Origin of the sequence: Streptomyces sp. SID5464 (assembly GCF_009862985.1) — a bacterium.
In the GTDB taxonomy this organism is placed as follows: domain Bacteria; phylum Actinomycetota; class Actinomycetes; order Streptomycetales; family Streptomycetaceae; genus Streptomyces; species Streptomyces chartreusis_D.
Window position 1 is genome coordinate 83,233 of sequence record NZ_WWIQ01000060.1, and the last position, 18,291, is coordinate 101,523.

General features: G+C 71.8%; 17 protein-coding genes. 8 read left to right on the forward strand and 9 right to left on the reverse strand.

What is annotated here, in order from left to right; all coding sequences use genetic code 11:
* Window positions 1–69: 69 nt before the first annotated feature.
* Window positions 70–561 carry an inorganic diphosphatase gene (locus tag GTY47_RS30385; RefSeq protein ID WP_010044289.1) on the reverse strand — a complete coding sequence of 164 codons (492 nt, stop codon included), beginning with the start codon at window positions 559–561 and terminating at the stop codon, window positions 70–72.
* Window positions 562–640: 79 nt separating this feature from the next.
* Here GTY47_RS30385 and dacB point away from each other — a divergent pair, with 79 nt between their 5' ends.
* From dacB to folE, 6 genes are all read left to right on the forward strand, one after another.
* Window positions 641–2,221 carry a D-alanyl-D-alanine carboxypeptidase/D-alanyl-D-alanine-endopeptidase gene (gene dacB / locus GTY47_RS30390; protein WP_010044292.1) on the forward strand — a complete coding sequence of 527 codons (1,581 nt, stop codon included), beginning with the start codon at window positions 641–643 and terminating at the stop codon, window positions 2,219–2,221.
* 236 nt (window positions 2,222–2,457) lie between these two features.
* Window positions 2,458–3,585, forward strand: coding sequence for a zinc-dependent metalloprotease (locus tag GTY47_RS30395; protein WP_029181482.1), 1,128 nt, complete (start codon window positions 2,458–2,460; stop codon window positions 3,583–3,585).
* Window positions 3,586–3,780: 195 nt separating this feature from the next.
* Window positions 3,781–4,818 carry a tRNA lysidine(34) synthetase TilS gene (tilS, locus tag GTY47_RS30400; protein ID WP_010044296.1) on the forward strand — a complete coding sequence of 346 codons (1,038 nt, stop codon included), beginning with the start codon at window positions 3,781–3,783 and terminating at the stop codon, window positions 4,816–4,818.
* A gap of 61 nt (window positions 4,819–4,879) precedes the next feature.
* The gene (gene hpt, locus GTY47_RS30405; protein ID WP_020270244.1) at window positions 4,880–5,440 is read left to right on the forward strand and encodes a hypoxanthine phosphoribosyltransferase; all 561 of its coding nucleotides are present in this window, start codon (window positions 4,880–4,882) and stop codon (window positions 5,438–5,440) included.
* A 185-nt stretch (window positions 5,441–5,625) separates the two neighbouring features.
* Entirely contained in the window at window positions 5,626–7,665 is a 2,040-nt protein-coding gene (ftsH, locus tag GTY47_RS30410) for an ATP-dependent zinc metalloprotease FtsH (protein WP_010044300.1), read from the forward strand.
* 129 nt (window positions 7,666–7,794) lie between these two features.
* Window positions 7,795–8,400 carry a GTP cyclohydrolase I FolE gene (gene folE / locus GTY47_RS30415; RefSeq protein ID WP_010044302.1) on the forward strand — a complete coding sequence of 202 codons (606 nt, stop codon included), beginning with the start codon at window positions 7,795–7,797 and terminating at the stop codon, window positions 8,398–8,400.
* A gap of 9 nt (window positions 8,401–8,409) precedes the next feature.
* Here the strand turns inward: folE and GTY47_RS30420 are convergent, their stop codons facing one another.
* The 6 genes from GTY47_RS30420 to GTY47_RS30445 form a co-directional block, all read right to left on the reverse strand.
* Window positions 8,410–8,898: a DUF3180 domain-containing protein gene (locus GTY47_RS30420; protein WP_010044303.1), complete on the reverse strand. Its 489-nt coding sequence runs from the start codon at window positions 8,896–8,898 to the stop codon at window positions 8,410–8,412.
* A gap of 59 nt (window positions 8,899–8,957) precedes the next feature.
* On the reverse strand, window positions 8,958–9,569 hold the full coding sequence (gene folK, locus GTY47_RS30425) for a 2-amino-4-hydroxy-6-hydroxymethyldihydropteridine diphosphokinase (protein ID WP_010044304.1): 612 nt from the start codon (window positions 9,567–9,569) through the stop codon (window positions 8,958–8,960).
* Window positions 9,566–9,925, reverse strand: coding sequence for a dihydroneopterin aldolase (gene folB / locus GTY47_RS30430; protein ID WP_010044305.1), 360 nt, complete (start codon window positions 9,923–9,925; stop codon window positions 9,566–9,568). The genes folK and folB overlap by 4 nt, the downstream gene beginning before the upstream one ends.
* A gap of 237 nt (window positions 9,926–10,162) precedes the next feature.
* Window positions 10,163–10,666, reverse strand: coding sequence for a nuclear transport factor 2 family protein (locus GTY47_RS30435; protein ID WP_010044306.1), 504 nt, complete (start codon window positions 10,664–10,666; stop codon window positions 10,163–10,165).
* Window positions 10,663–11,544: a dihydropteroate synthase gene (gene folP / locus GTY47_RS30440; protein WP_029181484.1), complete on the reverse strand. Its 882-nt coding sequence runs from the start codon at window positions 11,542–11,544 to the stop codon at window positions 10,663–10,665. The genes GTY47_RS30435 and folP overlap by 4 nt, the downstream gene beginning before the upstream one ends.
* Before the next feature lie 62 nt (window positions 11,545–11,606).
* Window positions 11,607–13,451: a phosphatidylglycerol lysyltransferase domain-containing protein gene (locus tag GTY47_RS30445; RefSeq protein ID WP_029181485.1), complete on the reverse strand. Its 1,845-nt coding sequence runs from the start codon at window positions 13,449–13,451 to the stop codon at window positions 11,607–11,609.
* Window positions 13,452–13,691: 240 nt separating this feature from the next.
* Here GTY47_RS30445 and GTY47_RS30450 point away from each other — a divergent pair, with 240 nt between their 5' ends.
* Together GTY47_RS30450 and GTY47_RS30455 are read left to right on the forward strand one after the other, a co-directional pair.
* Entirely contained in the window at window positions 13,692–14,810 is a 1,119-nt protein-coding gene (locus GTY47_RS30450; protein ID WP_029181486.1) for an alpha/beta hydrolase-fold protein, read from the forward strand.
* 135 nt (window positions 14,811–14,945) lie between these two features.
* Window positions 14,946–16,127, forward strand: a complete 1,182-nt coding sequence (locus GTY47_RS30455; RefSeq protein ID WP_102514822.1) for a hypothetical protein — start codon at window positions 14,946–14,948, stop codon at window positions 16,125–16,127.
* Between the two features lie 62 nt (window positions 16,128–16,189).
* Here the strand turns inward: GTY47_RS30455 and GTY47_RS30460 are convergent, their stop codons facing one another.
* Both GTY47_RS30460 and GTY47_RS30465 read right to left on the reverse strand, forming a co-directional pair.
* A complete protein-coding gene (locus tag GTY47_RS30460; protein ID WP_010044314.1) occupies window positions 16,190–17,524 on the reverse strand; it encodes a PH domain-containing protein in 1,335 nt (444 codons plus the stop codon).
* Complete coding sequence (locus GTY47_RS30465; RefSeq protein ID WP_029181487.1) at window positions 17,521–17,976, reverse strand: PH domain-containing protein; 456 nt, start codon at window positions 17,974–17,976, stop codon at window positions 17,521–17,523. Before GTY47_RS30465 ends, GTY47_RS30460 begins: the two co-directional genes overlap by 4 nt.
* Window positions 17,977–18,291 lie beyond the last annotated feature (315 nt).

The window sequence follows — 18,291 nt, forward strand, 5'->3', positions numbered from 1 at the left end:
GTATGCGCACATACGGACGAACGGGCCGCACGCGCAGGCGTGCGGCCCGTGGACGTCAGGGGGGTGGGGTCAGTGACCGCCCTGCTCCTTGAAGCGCTTGTAGGACCGCTCGATCTCGATCTCGGCGTCCGTACGGCCCACCCAGTTGGCGCCCTCGACCGACTTGCCGGGCTCCAGGTCCTTGTAGACCTCGAAGAAGTGCTGGATCTCCAGGCGGTCGAACTCCGACACGTGGTGGATGTCCCGCAGGTGCTCCACGCGCGGGTCCGTCGCCGGCACGCACAGCAGCTTGTCGTCGCCGCCGGCCTCGTCCGTCATCCGGAACATGCCGATGGCCCGGCACTTGATGAGGCAGCCCGGGAACGTCGGCTCGTCCAGGATGACCAGCGCGTCCAGCGGGTCGCCGTCCTCGCCGAGGGTGTTCTCGACGAAGCCGTAGTCGGTCGGGTAGGCGGTCGAGGTGAAGAGTCGCCGGTCCAGGCGGATACGACCGGTCTCGTGGTCCACCTCGTACTTGTTGCGCGAACCCTTCGGAATCTCGATCGTGACGTCGAACTCCACCGGTGGCTCCTCCATGATCAACACATAGTTCTGGTGGTTAAGTGTCCCTCACGCAGGTGTGTGATCGCGAAAGGGGCTGGTGGTCGTGCCGGAGCTGCGTCCTTGGCGGGCCGCGAGGCCGCACGTGGTGCGGATCGCGGAGGCCGTACGACCGCGCCTGGCCAGGGCCGTCGCGGCCGCGAAACCACGGGTCGCGCGGCTCGTCCGAGCCGGAAAGCCGCAGGTCGCGCGGGTCACACGGCCGAAGACCTGGCCGTACACCGCGGGCGCCGCCACCGCCGGCCTCGCACTGGCTGCCGGTGTGGTGACCGCCGCCGGCCCCTGGGACTCCTCGGGTCAGCGTACGGCCGAGCGGGACCGGGCCGCGGCCCTGGGCCGCACGGGTGGCACAGATCACGGCCGGGTCCCCGGCGCGCCCGCGCAGCCCCGGCCCGCCCCCAGCGCCGGGCCCGTGCTGACCGGCCTCGGCGGCGTCAGCACCGTGAGGTCCGCCCCGGGCGGCAAGGCCCTCGCGAAGACCCTCACGCCCCTGCTGAAGGACCCGGCGCTCGGCCCCCGGCCGGCAGCGGCGGTCGTGGACGTCACGACCGGCAGGCGCCTGTACGGCACGGACTCGGACGCCCCGCTCATCCCGGCCTCGACGACGAAGATCGCCACGGCCGTCGCCGCGCTGTCCGCGATGGGCGCCGACCACCGCCTCACCACCCGAGCCGCGCTGGAACCCGACACGAACGAAGTCGTCCTGGTCGGCGGCGGCGACCCCACCCTCACGGCCCGCGAGGCCTCCGACGGCTCGGCCAGTCTGCGGGTCCTGGCCGACCGGACGGCCGCGGCCCTGGCCCAACGTGGCGTCCGCGACGTCACGCTCTCCTACGACACGACCCGCTACGCGGGCACCCAGAAGCACCCGATCGGGGTCAACCCCAACCTCGCCCCCGTCAGCCCTCTGATGGTTGACGAGGGCCGCACGGACGACTCGACCAGCGGCCCGGTCACCCGCGTGACCGACCCGGCCGCCGACGCGGGCCGCCGCTTCGGGGACCTCCTGAAGTCCCGCGGCATCAAGACCACGGCCCCCGGCCCCTCGAAGGCCACGGCCCGCGCGAAGACCCTGGCCACCGTGGACTCGCCCCCGCTCTCGGCCCTCGTCGAACGGATGCTGACCAACAGCGACAACGACATCGCCGAGGCCCTCGCCCGCCAGACGGCGATCGCCACGGGCCACCCGGCCGACTTCGCCGGCGCCGACCGGGCGATCAACGACCGGCTCCGCAGACTCGGGCTGCCCCTCGAGGGCGCCGCCTTCAAGGACGGCAGCGGCCTGGACCGCGCCGACCGACTCACCGCCGACCTCCTCACCGCCCTCCTGGCCAAGGCCGCCGACCCCGCCCACCCCGAACTCCGCCCGGCCCTCACCGGCCTCCCCGTGGCCGGGTTCACGGGCACCCTGACCACCCGCTACAAGGACGGCGCAGCCGGCGTCGTCCGCGCCAAGACAGGCACCCTGACCGGCGTGAACACCCTCGCGGGCACGGTCGTCGACCAGGACGGCCGCCTGCTGGCCTTCGCCTTCATGGCCAACAACACGAACGACCCAGAAGCGGCCCAGACGGCCCTGGACAGGGCGGCGACGACCCTGGCGGCCTGCGGCTGCCGGTAGGCAGTACCGCCGTGGGCAGTCGTTCCGCTGGGGCGATGGGGGTCCCCCCTGCTCGAGCGAAGTCGACAGCTTGGGGGAGGGTGGGCACGGCCGACAACGCCGAGTACCGGCAAACGGACCCCAGCCCTTCCCGACCCAGCACACCGACCACAACGCCGAGCACCCGACAACGAACCCGGCGTCCCCCAACCCTCGCCGCCCTGCCCCAGCGGCCGGCGCTCACGTACGGTTGACGCATGACGAGCATCGGTGGTGCTTCAACCGGCATGGTCGACTGGAATCTCGCGGTCGCGACCGCGACCCGGCTCGTACGGCCGGGCCCCGAGGTCAGCCGCGACGAGGCCCGGGCCGTCGTCGCGGAGCTGCGAAGGCATGCCAAGGCCTCGGAGGGACACGTCCGGGGCTTCACTCGTCTGGGCACGGAGGAGGGCCACGACACCCCCGTCCTGGTCGTCGACCGCCCGGGCTGGATCCGGGCGAACGTCGCCGGCTTCCGGGAACTGCTGAAGCCCCTGCTCGACAAGATGCAGGACCGGCGCGGCAACACCCCCGGCGGCGCGGTGATGAGCGCCGTCGGCGGCAAGGTCACCGGCGTGGAGCTCGGCATGCTCCTGTCCTTCCTGGCCTCCCGCGTCCTCGGCCAGTACGAGACCTTCGCCCCGGCCACACGCCAGCTCCCGGCCGGGGAGAACGGCGGCGGCCGGCTCCTGCTCGTCGCCCCGAACATCGTGCACGTGGAGCGCGAACTCGATGTCGACCCGCACGACTTCAGGCTCTGGGTGTGCCTGCACGAGGAGACGCACCGCACGCAGTTCACGGCCGTGCCCTGGCTGCGCGACCACCTCGAGGGAGAGATCCAGTCCTTCCTGGGCGAGACCGACGTCGACCCCATGACCGTCCTGGAACGCGTACGGGAGGCCGCACAGAGCCTCGCCGGGGGCCGCCCCGAGGCCGAGGAGGACGACGGCGGCCGCTCCCTCGTCGAGATCGTGCAGACGCCCGCCCAGCGCGAGATCCTCGGCCGCCTCACGGCCGTGATGTCCCTGCTGGAGGGCCACGCCGACTTCGTGATGGACGGCGTCGGACCGGACGTCGTACCGACCGTCGGGGAGATCCGCGAGAAGTTCCAGCAGCGCCGCGCCAAGGGCGCCTCCCGGCTGGACCTGGCCCTGCGCAAGCTGCTCGGCCTGGACGCCAAGCTCCGCCAGTACCGGGACGGCGAACGCTTCGTACGGGCCGTCGTCGACGAGGTCGGCATGGACGGCTTCAACCGCGTGTGGACCTCGCCCAACACCCTCCCCACCAAGGCGGAGATCGCCAAACCGGCGGACTGGATCGCGCGGGTGCATCGCAGGACCGAGTAGTGAACATGGCGGGAGGGTCGTGAAAGGAAACGGGCCGACGGCAGGCGAACGCCCCTCCAATCACCCGTCCGAGGGACCGTGAGCGAGGGGTAGGCGTGCAATGCTCGGGGAACGGCCCGGTTCTGTCACCATCTACACACTCTGCGTGACCGGCATCGGGCTCACCCCCCGAAAACTTCATGAAGGGAACCGGACATGGGTCCCCATCCTGCGGTCGCGGCGATACGCCTGGCGGTCCGCCGCGTCCTCCACGACCTGCTCACCGAACACCACAGCGCCACCGCCGCACCCCCGCACGCCCCCTCGCACGAGCCGCCGCCCCCGCCGCTCGTGCTCGTGGCATGCTCCGGCGGCGCCGACTCCATGGCCCTCGCCTCCGCCCTCGCCTTCGAGTCCCCCAAGCTCGGCATCAGAGCCGGCGGCGTGACCGTCGACCACGGCCTCCAGCCCGGCTCGGACGTACGGGCCGCGGAAGTCGTCCAGCGCCTGCGCGAACTCGGCCTCGACCCCGTCGACTCCGTCGCCGTGACCGTCGGCCGCGCGGGCGGCCCCGAAGCCGCCGCCCGCGACGCCCGCTACGCCGCACTCGACACCGCCGCCGAACGCCACGGCGCCGCCGCGGTCCTGCTCGGCCACACGCGGGACGACCAGGCCGAAACCGTCCTGCTCGGCCTCGCCCGCGGCTCCGGCATCCGCTCGCTGTCCGGAATGGCCGCGGTCTCGGGGGCCGACGGCCGTTACCGCCGCCCCTTCCTGGAACTCGACCGGCAGACCGCCCGCAAGGCCTGCATGGTCCAGTCCCTGCCCGTCTGGGACGACCCCCACAACGCCGACCCGGCCTACACCCGCTCCCGGCTGCGCCACGAGGGCCTGCCCGCCCTGGAGAAGGCCCTCGGCAAGGGCGTCGTCGAGGCCCTCGCCCGCACGGCTCAGCTCTCCCGCGACGACGCCGACGCCCTGGACTCCTGGGCCGCCCGGGCGGAGGCCACCGTCCGCGACGCCGCCGGGCAGCTGGAGTGCGCGAAGCTCTACGCCCTGCCGCCCGCCGTACGCCGCCGGGTGCTGCGCCGGGCCGCCATCGCAGCCGGTGCCCCGGCCGGTTCGCTGTTCGCCCGGCACCTCGAGGAAGTCGACCGGTTGATCACCGGCTGGCGCGGTCAGGGTGCCATCAACCTCCCCGGCAAGGTCGTGGCCCGGCGGCAGGGTGGCAGACTGGTGATTCGGCAAGGCTGAATCACGTCCCCCCTCCGAGCAGTCGGTGGAGGGGCCGCTCAGTCAGGGACGACCGAAAGTGATGCGGGTGGACGCGAAAGACATGGGTGCCGACCTTCAGCAGGTACTCATCACCAAGGAAGAGATCGACGCCAAGCTGGCCGAGCTGGCCGCGAAGATCGACGCGGAGTACGCGGGCAAGGACCTCCTGATCGTCGGCGTCCTCAAGGGCGCGGTGATGGTCATGGCCGATCTCGCCCGGGCGCTGTCCACCCCCCTCACCATGGACTGGATGGCCGTATCCTCGTACGGGGCGGGCACCCAGTCCTCCGGTGTGGTGCGGATCCTCAAGGACCTCGACACCGACATCAAGGGCAAGCACGTCCTCATCGTCGAGGACATCATCGACTCCGGCCTGACCCTGTCCTGGCTGATCTCCAACCTCGGCTCGCGCGAGCCCGCCTCCCTCAAGGTGTGCACGCTGCTGCGCAAGCCCGAGGCCGCGAAGGTCGCCATCGACGTGGAATGGGTCGGGTTCGACATCCCCAACGAATTCGTCGTCGGCTACGGCCTCGACTACGCCGAGAAGTACCGCAACCTCCCGTTCGTCGGTACGCTCGCGCCCCACGTGTACGGCGGCTGAAATTCCGGCCGGGTGCCGTGCCGGTGATCGGGAACCCCAGCGGGCTTCCCGCCGTTGGAGCATGCGTAGACGGATCGCCAGTCGTCCCGCGCGGCTTCAGGTGACAATGCTGGGGTACCGTCCGAAGAACAGCCTTTATCAAACTCACTATGGCAGGAGGGACGGGGCGGCACCGCTCCGTATGGATGGACGTGAAGCGATACTTCCGTGGGCCGGTCATGTGGATCGTGCTGGCCGTCCTTGCCGTGGTCGTGTTGATGCAGGTCGTCGGCTCGTCCGGCGGCTACAAGACGGTGGACACCGGCCAGGTCGTCCAGGCGATCAATGACAACAAGGTCGAGTCGGCCAAGCTGACCACCGGCGACGAGCAGACCATCAAGGCCTCGCTCAAGGACGGCGTAAAGATCGAGGGCAGCTCGAAGATCCAGGCGAGCTACATCGGCGACCAGGGCGTGACGATTGCCAACACGCTCCAGGCGAAGTTCCAGGACAAGCAGATCCCGGACGGCTACACGGTCTCGCCGTCCAAGCAGAACCCGTTCGTCGGGATCCTGCTCTCGCTGCTCCCCTTCGTCCTCATCGTGGTCGTCTTCCTGTTCCTGATGAATCAGATGCAGGGCGGCGGCTCCCGGGTCATGAACTTCGGGAAGTCCAAGGCGAAGCTCATCACCAAGGACACCCCGAAGACGACGTTCTCGGACGTCGCCGGCTCGGACGAGGCAGTCGAGGAGCTCCACGAGATCAAGGAGTTCCTCCAGGAGCCGGCCAAGTTCCAGGCCGTCGGCGCCAAGATCCCCAAGGGCGTGCTGCTGTACGGCCCGCCCGGTACCGGCAAGACGCTGCTCGCGCGTGCCGTCGCGGGTGAGGCCGGGGTGCCGTTCTACTCGATCTCCGGTTCCGACTTCGTCGAGATGTTCGTCGGTGTCGGTGCCTCCCGGGTCCGTGACCTGTTCGAGCAGGCCAAGGCGAACGCCCCGGCGATCGTCTTCGTCGACGAGATCGACGCGGTCGGCCGCCACCGCGGCGCCGGCCTCGGCGGTGGTCACGACGAGCGTGAGCAGACGCTGAACCAGCTGCTCGTCGAGATGGACGGCTTCGACGTCAAGGGCGGCGTGATCCTCATCGCCGCGACGAACCGGCCCGACATCCTCGACCCGGCGCTGCTGCGCCCCGGCCGCTTCGACCGGCAGATCGCCGTCGACCGCCCGGACATGCAGGGCCGTCTGGAGATCCTTAAGGTTCACCAGAAGGGCAAGCCGGTCGCTCCGGACGTCGACCTGTCGGCCGTCGCCCGCCGTACGCCCGGTATGACCGGTGCCGACCTGGCCAACGTGCTGAACGAGGCCGCCCTGCTGACGGCCCGCAGCGACCAGAAGCTGATCGACAACCACATGCTGGACGAGGCGATCGACCGTGTGGTCGCGGGCCCGCAGAAGCGGACCCGGATCATGTCGGACAAGGAGAAGAAGATCACCGCGTACCACGAGGGCGGTCACGCCCTGGTCGCGGCGGCCTCGCCGAACTCCGATCCCGTCCACAAGATCACGATCCTGTCGAGAGGCCGCGCCCTCGGCTACACGATGGTGCTGCCGGACGAGGACAAGTACTCGACCACGCGCAACGAGATGCTGGACCAGCTGGCCTACATGCTGGGCGGCCGCGCGGCCGAGGAGCTCGTCTTCCACGACCCGACGACGGGTGCCGCCAACGACATCGAGAAGGCCACGGGCCTGGCCCGGGCGATGGTCACGCAGTACGGCATGACCGAGCGTCTCGGCGCGATCAAGTTCGGCGGAGACAACACCGAGCCCTTCCTCGGACGTGAGATGTCTCACCAGCGCGACTACTCGGAAGAGGTCGCCGCGCTGGTCGACGAAGAGGTCAAGAAGCTCATCGAGACCGCGCACAACGAGGCCTGGGAGATCCTGGTCGAGAACCGCGACGTCCTCGACAACCTCGTGCTGCAGCTGCTGGAGAAGGAGACGCTGGGCAAGGAGGAGATCGCCGAGATCTTCGCCCCGATCGTCAAGCGCCCGCCCAGGCCCGCCTGGACCGGCTCCTCCCGCCGTACGCCGTCCACCCGCCCGCCGGTCCTCTCCCCCAAGGAGCTGGCCCTGACGAACGGGGCGAACGGCGCGACGCCGGCCATCACCACCGCGAAGAACACCGCGGCGGAGCCCGCCCCGGCGCCCGAGCGAGCCCCGGAGGACCGCACCGAGAGCTGACCACCGCTCTCCCGGTGTCCCCACCGGGCCCGGAATGGATGCCGCGCCCCCCAGGTTTTAGCCTGGGGGGCGCGGCTTTCCGCCATTTGTGCGGGCCGCCCCCTGATGGACACAGGAACGAGGCACCAGATGACCGACCCCGTGATGCTGGACGGCGAGGGCCAGATCGGCGAGTTCGACGAGAAGCGGGCCGAGAACGCCGTACGGGAGCTGCTGATCGCGGTCGGCGAGGACCCTGACCGCGAGGGGCTCCGGGAGACGCCGGCACGGGTGGCACGGGCGTACAAGGAGATATTCGCGGGGCTGTGGCAGAAGCCCGAGGACGTGCTGACGACGACGTTCGACATCGGGCACGACGAGATGGTCCTCGTGAAGGACATTGAGGTGTACTCGACATGTGAACACCATCTGGTGCCGTTCCGGGGCGTCGCCCACGTCGGGTACATCCCCGCCCACAGCGGAAAGATCACCGGACTGTCCAAGCTGGCCCGGCTCGTGGATGTCTACGCACGGCGTCCGCAGGTGCAGGAACGACTCACCACGCAGATCGCGGACTCGCTGATGGAGATACTGGAGCCGCGCGGAGTCATCGTGGTCGTGGAGTGCGAGCACATGTGCATGTCGATGCGCGGGATCCGCAAGCCCGGCGCGAAGACGCTGACGTCGGCCGTGCGGGGACAGCTGCGGGACGCGGCGACGCGGAACGAGGCGATGAGCCTCATCATGGCGAGCTGACGCCGTACGTCACACGGTCGGGGCCGCCCCCGTGCCCTCGTGTTCGTCGTCGTCCGGGAGCTTGCAGACGCGCTCCAGGAAGATGGCCGCCGCTATGACGCCGATGCCCGCGAGGACGGAGAAGCCGGCGTAGATGGCCTGGTCGCGGCGGGCGGGGATGTCTAGGGACTCCAGCAGGAAGACGCCGGTGCCGCCGTACATGCCGGCGACGAGGGCGGCGACCAGGGCGCTGGCCTGGCCGAAGACGACCGCGCGGGCCGCCATCATGGGGTCGACGCCCTTGGCGTCGGGCTGCCGCTCGCGCTGGGCCTTCAGCCGGGCGCGGAGCGAGAGCGCCGTGGCCAGCAGGACCACGGCGATCAGGGCCAGGACGATGGGGGCGGCCAGGGGGACGCTCGGCAGGGTCCCGACCGAGTTCCACAGGCGGGCGCCCGCCCAGGACAGCACCCCCGCCACGACGAAGACGCCGGCCAGCACCCTGATGCGCAGCTCTTTCACAGTGTCCCTTCGGTTCCCCCGGCTCCGGCCCGGTTGTGCAGCCGTCTCGACCTTAACGGCTACTCGGGCAGCCGGAGTTCCAGGTCCGCGCGCGGCGCCACGCCCTCGCGGGTGACGGAGTCCAGCAGACCGGCGACGGGGCCGCGGCCGGGCAGCTGCGCCTCGGGGTCCAGGTCGTGCCAGGGGGCCAGGACGAAGGCGCGCTCGTGGGCGCGGGGGTGGGGGAGGGTGAGCTGCGGGTCGTCGGAGACGACGTCGGCGTACGACACGATGTCGACGTCGAGGGTGCGGGGGCCCCAGTGCTCGTCGCGGACGCGGTGGAAGGCCTCCTCGACCGCGTGGGCGCGCTCCAGGAGCGAGGAGGGCGGGAGGGTGGTCTTGAGGACCACGACCGCGTTGAAGTAGGCGGGCTGGCTGCCGGGCTCCACGCCCCAGGGCTCGGTCTCGTAGACGGGGGAGACGGCCTTGATGCGGACGCCGGGGGTGTCCTCCAGCGCGTCGATGGCTCCCTGGAGGGTCTCCAGGCGGTTGCCGAGGTTGGAGCCGAGGGCGACCACGGCCCGTTTGGGGTTGGAGAGGGTGGTGTCGGCGGCGTCGACCTTATCGACGACGGAGGCGGGTACCGGCTGTACGGTCGGGTCGCTGGGGCCCTTGAGGAAGGGTGCAGTCATACTCGGCTCCGGGTGATGGTGACGGTCACGTCGTCGAAGGGGACGGTGATCGGGGCGTCCGGCTTGTGGACGCAGACCTCGACCTGCCGGACCCCGTCGTGCTTCAGACATACCTGGGCGATGCGCTCGGCGAGTGTCTCGATGAGGTTGACGGGCTCGCCCTGGACGACGGCCACGACCTCCTCGGCCACGATGCCGTAGTGCACGGTCTTCGCCAGGTCGTCGTCGGCCGCGGCCGGCCGGGTGTCCAGGCCGAGGACGAGGTCCACGATGAAGGTCTGGCCCTCCTCGCGTTCCCTCGGGAACACCCCGTGATGCCCGCGGGCCTTCAGGCCGCGCAGCGCGACACGATCCACGCGAATCACTCCTGCAATCGTCGGTCCCGGCCGGTCCGTGCCGTGTGCGGGCGGCACACCGGCCTCGGTCGAATCTACCTGCGAGCCCGGGCGGGGCCGGGCCTCGGGGGCGTGGGCCCGGGCCGGGCCCGGCAGGATTCATCCGGCGTTTCCCCTGGGGAACCCGGTGGCTCACGGGTTGGTAGCCGCCCATACCCGCGGGTCCGTGATTCCAACCACTTCCTGGCACCTACCCACTCAGGCGGGGGTGTCGTCCTGCTCGTCCTCGTCGTTTTCGGCCAGAACCGGGGAAGCGTGGTGCGACCAGAGTTTCCACCCCGCGGGCGTGCGCCGGAACACGTTCGTGGCGACCACGAGCTGGCCGACGAGCGGGCCGAGCTCCTCGTCGCCCTTGGGGGCGGGGCCGCCGCTGAGGATGTTCTCCGTGCAGGTGACCAGGGCGGTGTCGCCGGTGACGGAGACGTGCACGTCGGTCAGGAAGAACTGGATGTAGTCGGTGTTCGCCATGATCAGCGCGTACGACCGGAGGACCTCGCCGCGGCCGGTGAGCACCGGCCAGCCGGGGTGCACGCAGGAGACCACGCCGCTGTCGGCCGGGTCGTGGTAGGTCTCGTCGACGCCCAGGTCGGAGGGGGTCAGCCAGAGCGACGCCAGTTCCTCGAAGTCGCCCCGTTCCAGTGCCTCGTAGAAGGCGGTGTTGGCGGCCTCGACCTGTTCGACGTCGGTGTGCGGGGCGCTCACCGGGTTCCTTCCGCGCCGGTGCGTGCCGCTGCGATGGCGCGGGCGACGCGTACCGCGTCCGCCGTGGCGCGTACCTCGTGCACGCGCACCGCCCACGCGCCGGCGTGCGCCGCGAGCGCGGAGACGGCCGCGGTGGCGGCGTCGCGCTCGCGTGCGGGCGGTGGCGGGCCGTCCGGGCCGGCCAGGACCCGGCCGAGGAAGCGTTTGCGGGAGGCGGCGACGAGCAGCGGGTGGCCGAGGGCGAGGACCCGGTCGAGGCCCGCGAGGAGCGCGAGGTCGTGCTCGGCGTCCTTGGAGAAGCCGAGGCCCGGGTCGACGACGACCCGGTCGGGGGCGATGCCGCCCGCCAGGACTGCCTCCACGCGCGCGTGCAGCTCGTCGACGACCTCGGTGACGACGTCGGTGTACTCACCGCGGACGTTGCCGCCCTGGAGGAAGCCCCGCCAGTGCATGACGACGAAGGGGGCGCCGGCGTCGGCGACGGCCGGGATCATGCGGGGGTCGGCGAGGCCGCCGCTGACGTCGTTGACGAGGGCGGCGCCGGCCGCGAGGGCCCGCTCGGCGACGGAGGCGCGCATGGTGTCGACCGAGACGGTGACGCCCTCGGAGGCCAGGCCGCGGACGACGGGGACGACACGGCGGAGTTCCTCGGCCTCGTCCACCCGGGTGGCGCCGGGGCGGGTCGACTCGCCGCCGACGTCCACCAGGTCCGCGCCCTCGGTGACCAGGTCGAGGCCGTGCTTGACGGCGGCCGTGGTGTCGAAGAAGCGGCCGCCGTCGGAGAAGGAGTCGGGGGTGACGTTCACGACTCCCATGACCGCGCAGCGGTCCCATTCCGGTAGGCCCGCCACGCGCCCGCGTCCGCTCTGGTTGCTCATATGGTCAGCGTAGGCCCAGGGGACGGCCGCCAGGCGCTGCGGCCCGGGTCGGTCCGGGCGGGTCACGCCGCTCTGACGCTCCGTTCCGTCGTCGTGCCGTGGGCGCACGGGCGGCGGCCGGCCGGGCGACGGCGGCGCAGGAAGCGCGGCAGCGGCAGGGCGAGGTTGACGAAGCCCTCGGCCTGCATGGCGGCGAAGCCGATGCGGGGCAGGTCGGCGGAGGCCCGGTAGACGACGAAGCGGGGTTCCCAGCGCGGCTGGAACTTGGCGTTGAACTTGTACAGCGACTCGATCTGGAACCAGCGGGAGAGGAACACCAGCAGCCCGCGCCAGGCGCGCAGCACCGGACCTGCGCCGATCTTCTCGCCGCGGGCCAGCGCCGAGCGGAACATGGCGAAGTTGAGGGAGACGCGCGCGATGCCGAACTTCGGGGCGGCCTGGAGGGCGGCCACGATGAGCAGTTCGTTCATACCGGGGTCGGCCGAGCGGTCGCGGCGCATGAGGTCGAGCGAAGCGCCGTCGGTGCCCCAGGGCACGAAGTGCAGGACGGCCTTCAGGTCGCCGTAGGGGCCCGGGTGGTCGTCCTGCTTGTGGGCGGTGGCGATGAGGCAGTCGCCGTCGGCGGGGTCGCCGACGCGGCCCAGGGCCATGGAGAAGCCGCGCTCGGTGTCGGTGCCGCGCCAGTCGTCGGCGGCGCGCCGGATGCGCTCCAGCTCGGCGTCGCCGAGGTCACGGACACGTCGTACCCGGGTTTCGTAACCGGCGCGCTCGATGCGTTTGACCATCTGGCGCACGTTGCGCATCGCGCGGCCGGCCAGGGAGAAATCCGCGACGTCCACCACCGCCTCGTCGCCCAGTTCGAGGGCGTCGAGCCCGGTCTCGCGGGTCCACACCTCGCCGCCGGTCTCGGAGCAGCCCATGACGGCCGGTGTCCAGGAGTGGGCCCTGGCCTCGTCCATGAACCGTTCGATGGCGCCGGGCCAGGCCTCGACGTCGCCGATCGGGTCGCCGCTGGCGAGCATCACGCCGGAGACCACGCGGTACGTCACGGCCGCCTTGCCGCTGGGGGAGAAGACGACGGCCTTGTCGCGGCGGAGCGCGAAGTGGCCGAGGGAGTCGCGGCCGCCGTGCCGCTCCAGCAGGGCGCGCAGGCGTGCCTCGTCCTCCTCGGTGAGCTGCGCGGCCGGGTGTTCGGGGCGGAAGGCCAGGTAGATGGTGGTGACGGCGGTGAGCAGGCCGAGGGCACCGAGCGAGAAGGCCACGGTCCAGGAGGCGTCGCCCTGGTAGTCGACCGGGCCCTCGAAGCCGAACAGGCCGTAGATGACGTGGGTGATGCGGTCGGCCAGGCTCGGGTCGCCGACCATGCGCTCGGTGTGGACGCTGACGATGAGCAGGCCCAGCAGGAGCGAGCCGGCGCTCATCAGCACGAAGTTGGCGAGCGCCCGCCAGCGGCTGCGCGGGTCGGGCAGGGCGTTGAACTGGTCGCGGTGGCGCAGCAGGGGTGCCAGCAGGGCCAGTGAGATCAGCACGCCCACGATCGAGTGCCGGTAGGTGAACTGCGCGACGGCACCGGCCGGCAGCAGGGCCACGGCCGCCCGCCAGGCCCGGCGCTTGCCGCGCTTGAGGCCGTGGGCGAGCAGCAGCAACAGCACGCCGGTGCTGAGGGACAGGGCGGCCGCGAACGGGCCGAGCGCGCCGGGCAGCACCTCGGCGATGGCGTGCATACGGCTGTGCCGGAAGCGTGGGAAGACGCCCGCGGCGATGTCCAGTACGCCCACCAGGGCACAGGCTCTGCCGACGAGGAGGGGGGCCGCCTCGGGGCGTGGTCCGCGCAGCAGGTGGCGCACGCGGCTCATCGGGCCGGTTCTGGCCGTGGCGCTTCCACGACTGGGAACCTCGCCCGACATTTCCTCATCTGTCCTGACAGACATCGCATCCCGTAGTTCTGCGAGAGACCTTGGATCCGGTGCCGATTCGGGCATCCGGCGACATTGCGCCCTCTAGGACGGTGTCTCGGGGGGAGAGGTTCACTCCCGTCGTCAAAGCCGTTTCAAAGGCCAAGGAAAGTCCGGGACAAGCCCTCGCGAAGGTGTGGGCGCTCAGGGAGGTCCCGGACGGGAAGCGCGGACAGGTAACCACCGATGGGTCTGGGTCTCACGAGCAACAAGGTGCTGGTGCTGGCGGTGCTGTCCGCCGTGCTGCTGTTCGCCGGAACGGTCTGGCTTTGGCCACGGCTGGCCCGGCGGAATTGGCGGGCCGTGGGCGGGCGGGTCGGCCTGCTGCTCGCCACACAGGTGGCGCTGTTCGTCGCGGTGGGGCTCGCCGCCAACCAGTCCTTCGGCTTCTACGCGAGCTGGGCGGACCTGTTCGGGCAGGAGCGGGACCAGGGCGTGGTCGTGGACCACACGCCGGGCGGCGGCCCGTTGCAGGTGGTCGGCTCGCGCCGGGTACCGGGGGCCGTCGGCGTGAGTGCCCGGGCGGGCGGCCGGATCCAGCAGATCGAGATCGTGGGCCGTAGGACGCACATCGCCACGCCCGCGTACGTCTATCTGCCGCCGGAGTACTTCCAGCCGCGGTACCGCACCCGTACGTTCCCCGCGGCCGTCGTGCTGACCGGCTACCCGGGCACGGCGTCGGCGCTGGTGGAGAAGCTCCACTACCCCCGCACGGCGCTGGAACTGGCCCGGGCGGGCCGGATGCAGCCGATGATCCTCGTGATGCTGCGGCCCACGGTGGCGCCGCCCCGGGACACGGAGTGCGTGGACGTCCCGGGCGGTCCGCAGACCGAGTCGTTCTTCGCCAGGGATCTGCCCGACGCGTTGCGCACGCACTACCGGGTGGCCGAAAAGCCGAGCGGTCTGGGCATCATCGGCAACTCGACGGGCGGCTACTGCGCCTTGAAGATCGCCATGCACCATCCCGATGTGTACGGCGCCGGGGCGGGCTTGTCCGCGTACTACAAGGCGCCGATCGACGCCACGACGGGCGATCTCTTCCAGGGTGACAAGGGGCTCCGGAATCGTGCCGACCTGTGGTGGTACCTCAAGCACAGGCCCGCTCCCGACACTTCACTGCTCGTCACCAGCAGCAGGTCCGGCGAGTCCAACTACAAGGACACGATGCGGTTCATAGAGCGGGTGGAGGCGACCGGGCGGACGCGGATCTCGTCGATCATCCTGGAAAGCGGCGGGCACAACTTCAACACCTGGCGGCGCGAGATTCCGGCGACGCTGGAGTGGATGGGCGGGCGGCTGAACGGCCGTTGAAAATGATCTTGGGAATTGGGTGAAGGGGTGATTCCACTTCTTCCCGAGTTCTGATGCCGTGTGAACGCTTCGGTGTGGCTTTGTTTTTGCGGGGTGGGTCACCATGATTCGCCTACGCGCGGTAAGTTTCTGGCCATGCCACGTGGACGTCACCGCCATTCCCCGCCCTTGCACAGGCTGCTTCCCCCGTCGGCGATCGCAGGCGTCTCCCTCGTCTGCGCCCTGGGGCCCTGGGTGTTCACGGAGCCGATGGTGCTCCGCGGGCTGGCCGCGGCCGCCGCGGTGACGGCGGTCGTCGGCGCGGTCGTGCTCCGCCGCTGGGACATCCAGGCGGGCAAACGCGTCGCCGACCTGACGCGCGCGCGGGCGAGCGACGAGTGGCGCTTCGAGGAGCGGGTCGCCGAACTGGAGGCCGACCTGGAGGAGTCCCGCGAGCTGCGCGCGAAGCTGGAGCAGCGGCTGCGCGCCAAGCGCACGGAACTGGCCGGGCTGCGCAACGAGCACGCCTCTCTGCTGCGCCGGTACGCCACCGCCGAGACCGAGCGCGCGAGCGTCCTGGAGGAACGCCGCGTGCTGGAGATCGAGGCGACGGCTCCGGTACGGGCCGCGCTGCCCGCGGGAGAGGCGCAGACGGCGGATGCACCGGCGGAGGCGGACGAGACGGCCGCAACCACCGGGGCGGAGGGCCTTGCCGCCGAGGAGCGGACCGCGATTCCGGCGGTGTTCTCGCCGGAGGGCTCCCGGCTGTTCCTGCGGGCCGCGGCGGCGCTCGCCCGGCTCGACAGCGACTCGGCCCCGGACCCGGACGGCGGCGGCGACGGCGACGGCGTACCGAAGGGCGACGGCGCGGAGCCCGCGGGCGACGACCGGAAGGACGACCAGCGGGAGCAGTCGAAGGAGGACGAGGCGCAGGGGCAGTCCGGGGCGGTCGCCGGGCACGAGCGCGCGACCGCCGGCACCTCCACCGCCGCCGAGGCCGAGCGGCTCGTGCAGCCTGCCTCCTCAGGTCACTACACCGTGCCGGCCGCCGTGGCCGTGGCACCGCAGACGCCGGTGCGGCGCCCCGTCTCCGAGGGCGGGTTCGACTTCTTCGGTACCAAGCAGGGCACGTCGCGGGCCGCCCTGGAGGCCGTACAGAACGAGGACTTGGCCGATGTCGTCGGCCAGGAGGCCCTGGCGCTGCACAAGGCCGAGGCAGAGGCCGGGTACAAGCCGGCGGACCCGGAGTCGCGCGGGATCGGCCAGGTGATCGACCTGACGGCGCACGACGAGACGGAGCAGATCGACGTGCAGGGGCTGCGGAGCGCGGTTTCCTGACGCCCACGCAGCAGAAAAGGCCCCCCGGCTGCGGCAGGGGGGCCTTCGTCGTCTCCGGTGGGTCACGCCATCCAGCGGTCCGGCCGCGCGTCCCTGCGCCCCGTCCGTGACCGCTCCGCCTGTGCCGCCAGCAGCTCGCGCGCCTCGGCCGCGTCCCGCAGCCTCGCCGTGACCGTCTTGTTCGCGCCCGTGTCCACCTGTACGTCGGCCACGCCCCGGGCGCGCTCCCACGGCCCCTGCGTCATCCGTACGCTCTGCACCTTCGCGTGCGGCACCAGTGCGAGGCTCCGCCGCAGCAGCCCTGACCGCGCCGCGAACACCGCGTCCGTGACGGCGAGCCCGTACCCGCGCCACCACACCGGCACGCACCACCGGGCGCGGCGCGGCGACGGCGACAGGTCCGCCTGCTCCGGCACGGTCACCCCGGGCAGCACGCGTGCGACGACGACCTCAGCGATCTCGCGCGGAGCGACCGGTACCAGCACGGAGTTGGAGGAGCCCGCCACGTCCAGCTCCACGCGCACCCAGCCGCGCCGCCGCCACAGCAGCGGCTCCACGATCCGCACGGTCTGCACCCGCCCCGGCGGCACCGTCTCATGGGCCCGGTCCAGCAGGCCGTGGTCGATGCGCAGCCCGTCGGGCGACTCGGCCACCGTCCAGTCGTACTCGCTGACGAACCGCCCCACGCTGCTCGCGCCCGCCGCGCCCAGCAGCGGCAGGGCGACGGCCAGGACCGTCCACACGCTCTCCGTGGCCAGCCACAGCAGCGGCGGCACGACGACCGCCGCTGCCAGCGACCCCCACGTCGCCCCGCTCAGCACCAGCGACACGGCGAGGACTCCGGGCGGCACCCGCAGCATCTGCCGGGACGGCGCCTCCCCGACCTCCTGCGCGGTCTCGGGCGCGAATCCCGCCGCCCGGGCGAGCAGTTCGGCCCGCAGCGCACCCGCCTCGTCCGCGCCCAGGAAGGCCAGCTCGTCCTTCTTGTCGGTGCCTATGACGTCGAGTCTGAGCTTGGCGACGCCCGCGACCCGCGCGAGCAGCGGCTGGGTGACGTCGATGGCCTGGATCCGCTCCAGCCGGATGTGCGCGGTGCGGCGGAAGACCAGCCCGGTGCGGATGCGCAGTTCGGTCTCGGTCACCGCGAAGTGCGTGAACCACCAGGAGCAGAAGCCGTACAGGGCGGCGGCCGGGAGGATCACGGCGAGGGCGATCAGCAGCGTGGTCGTGTTCAGCCGGGTCAGATGGCGCTGCGCCCCGTCGGGGTCGTGCACCGCCCAGCCGATCACCACGGCGACCGGCGCCCAGGCCCGCCTCAGCGGTGTGACGGGGTGCAGCCGCCGCTCGGCGATCCCGCTCTCGGCCTCGGTGGCCTCGGCGGCCTCGGGCGCCGTCACAGCCCCGCCGATCGGGCCTCGCCCAGCTCGGTGAGCCGGTCGCGCAGCCGTTCGGCCTCGGCCGGGTCCAGGCCCGGGATGGTCGCGTCGGTCGCCGCGGCGGCCGTGTGCAGCTGCACGCTGGCCAGCCCGAAGTGCCGCTCCACAGGCCCGGAGGTGACCTCGACCAGCTGCATGCGCCCGTACGGCACGACCGTCTCCTCGCGCCACAGCACACCGCGGCTGATCAGCAGGTCGTCGGCGCGCTCGGCGTACCGCCAGGAGCGCCAGTTGCGGCCGATCAGCACCCAGCCCCAGGCCATCAGCGCCAGCGGCGGCAGCGTGAACGCGGCCCAGGCGGGCCCGGCCAGCAGGCCCGGCACCAGCCCGGCGGCCAGGCTGATCAGCCCCAGCCACACCACCAGCAGCAACCGCCGCATCTTCAGCAGCCCGGGCGGCAACGCTATCCACACCGGCTCGTCCTCGACGGCGCCCGCGGCGTCGTGTCTCCCGGCGGCGCTCTGCGCCCCGACCGCGCTCGGTGTCTCGACGGCGGCCGGCGGTCTGGCAGCGGCTGGTGTTTCTGCCGCGGTTGGTGTTTCGGGGGCTGGTGTTTCGGAGGCGGCTGGTGTTCGGGCGGGCCCCGGTGTCGTGGCCGCGCCCCGCGTCTTGGCCGCGCCCCGCGTCTCGGCCGTGCTCTGCGTCTCGGCCGCGCCCCGCGTCTCGGCCGCGCCCCGCGTCTCGGCCGCGCTCTGCGTCTCGGCCGTGCTCTGCGTCTGGGCGGCGGC

Excerpts from the sequence above, each read along its gene's own strand:
- folK (WP_010044304.1), bottom strand. The coding sequence starts at position 9,569 with ATGACTGCACCCTTCCTCAAGGGCCCCAGCGACCCGACCGTACAGCCG.
- folE (WP_010044302.1), top strand. The coding sequence starts at position 7,795 with ATGACCGACCCCGTGATGCTGGACGGCGAGGGCCAGATCGGCGAGTTC.
- GTY47_RS30455 (WP_102514822.1), top strand. The coding sequence starts at position 14,946 with ATGCCACGTGGACGTCACCGCCATTCCCCGCCCTTGCACAGGCTGCTT.
- hpt (WP_020270244.1), top strand. The coding sequence starts at position 4,880 with ATGCGGGTGGACGCGAAAGACATGGGTGCCGACCTTCAGCAGGTACTC.
- folP (WP_029181484.1), bottom strand. The coding sequence starts at position 11,544 with ATGAGCAACCAGAGCGGACGCGGGCGCGTGGCGGGCCTACCGGAATGG.
- GTY47_RS30445 (WP_029181485.1), bottom strand. The coding sequence starts at position 13,451 with ATGTCGGGCGAGGTTCCCAGTCGTGGAAGCGCCACGGCCAGAACCGGC.
- tilS (WP_010044296.1), top strand. The coding sequence starts at position 3,781 with ATGGGTCCCCATCCTGCGGTCGCGGCGATACGCCTGGCGGTCCGCCGC.
- ftsH (WP_010044300.1), top strand. The coding sequence starts at position 5,626 with ATGGACGTGAAGCGATACTTCCGTGGGCCGGTCATGTGGATCGTGCTG.
- GTY47_RS30395 (WP_029181482.1), top strand. The coding sequence starts at position 2,458 with ATGACGAGCATCGGTGGTGCTTCAACCGGCATGGTCGACTGGAATCTC.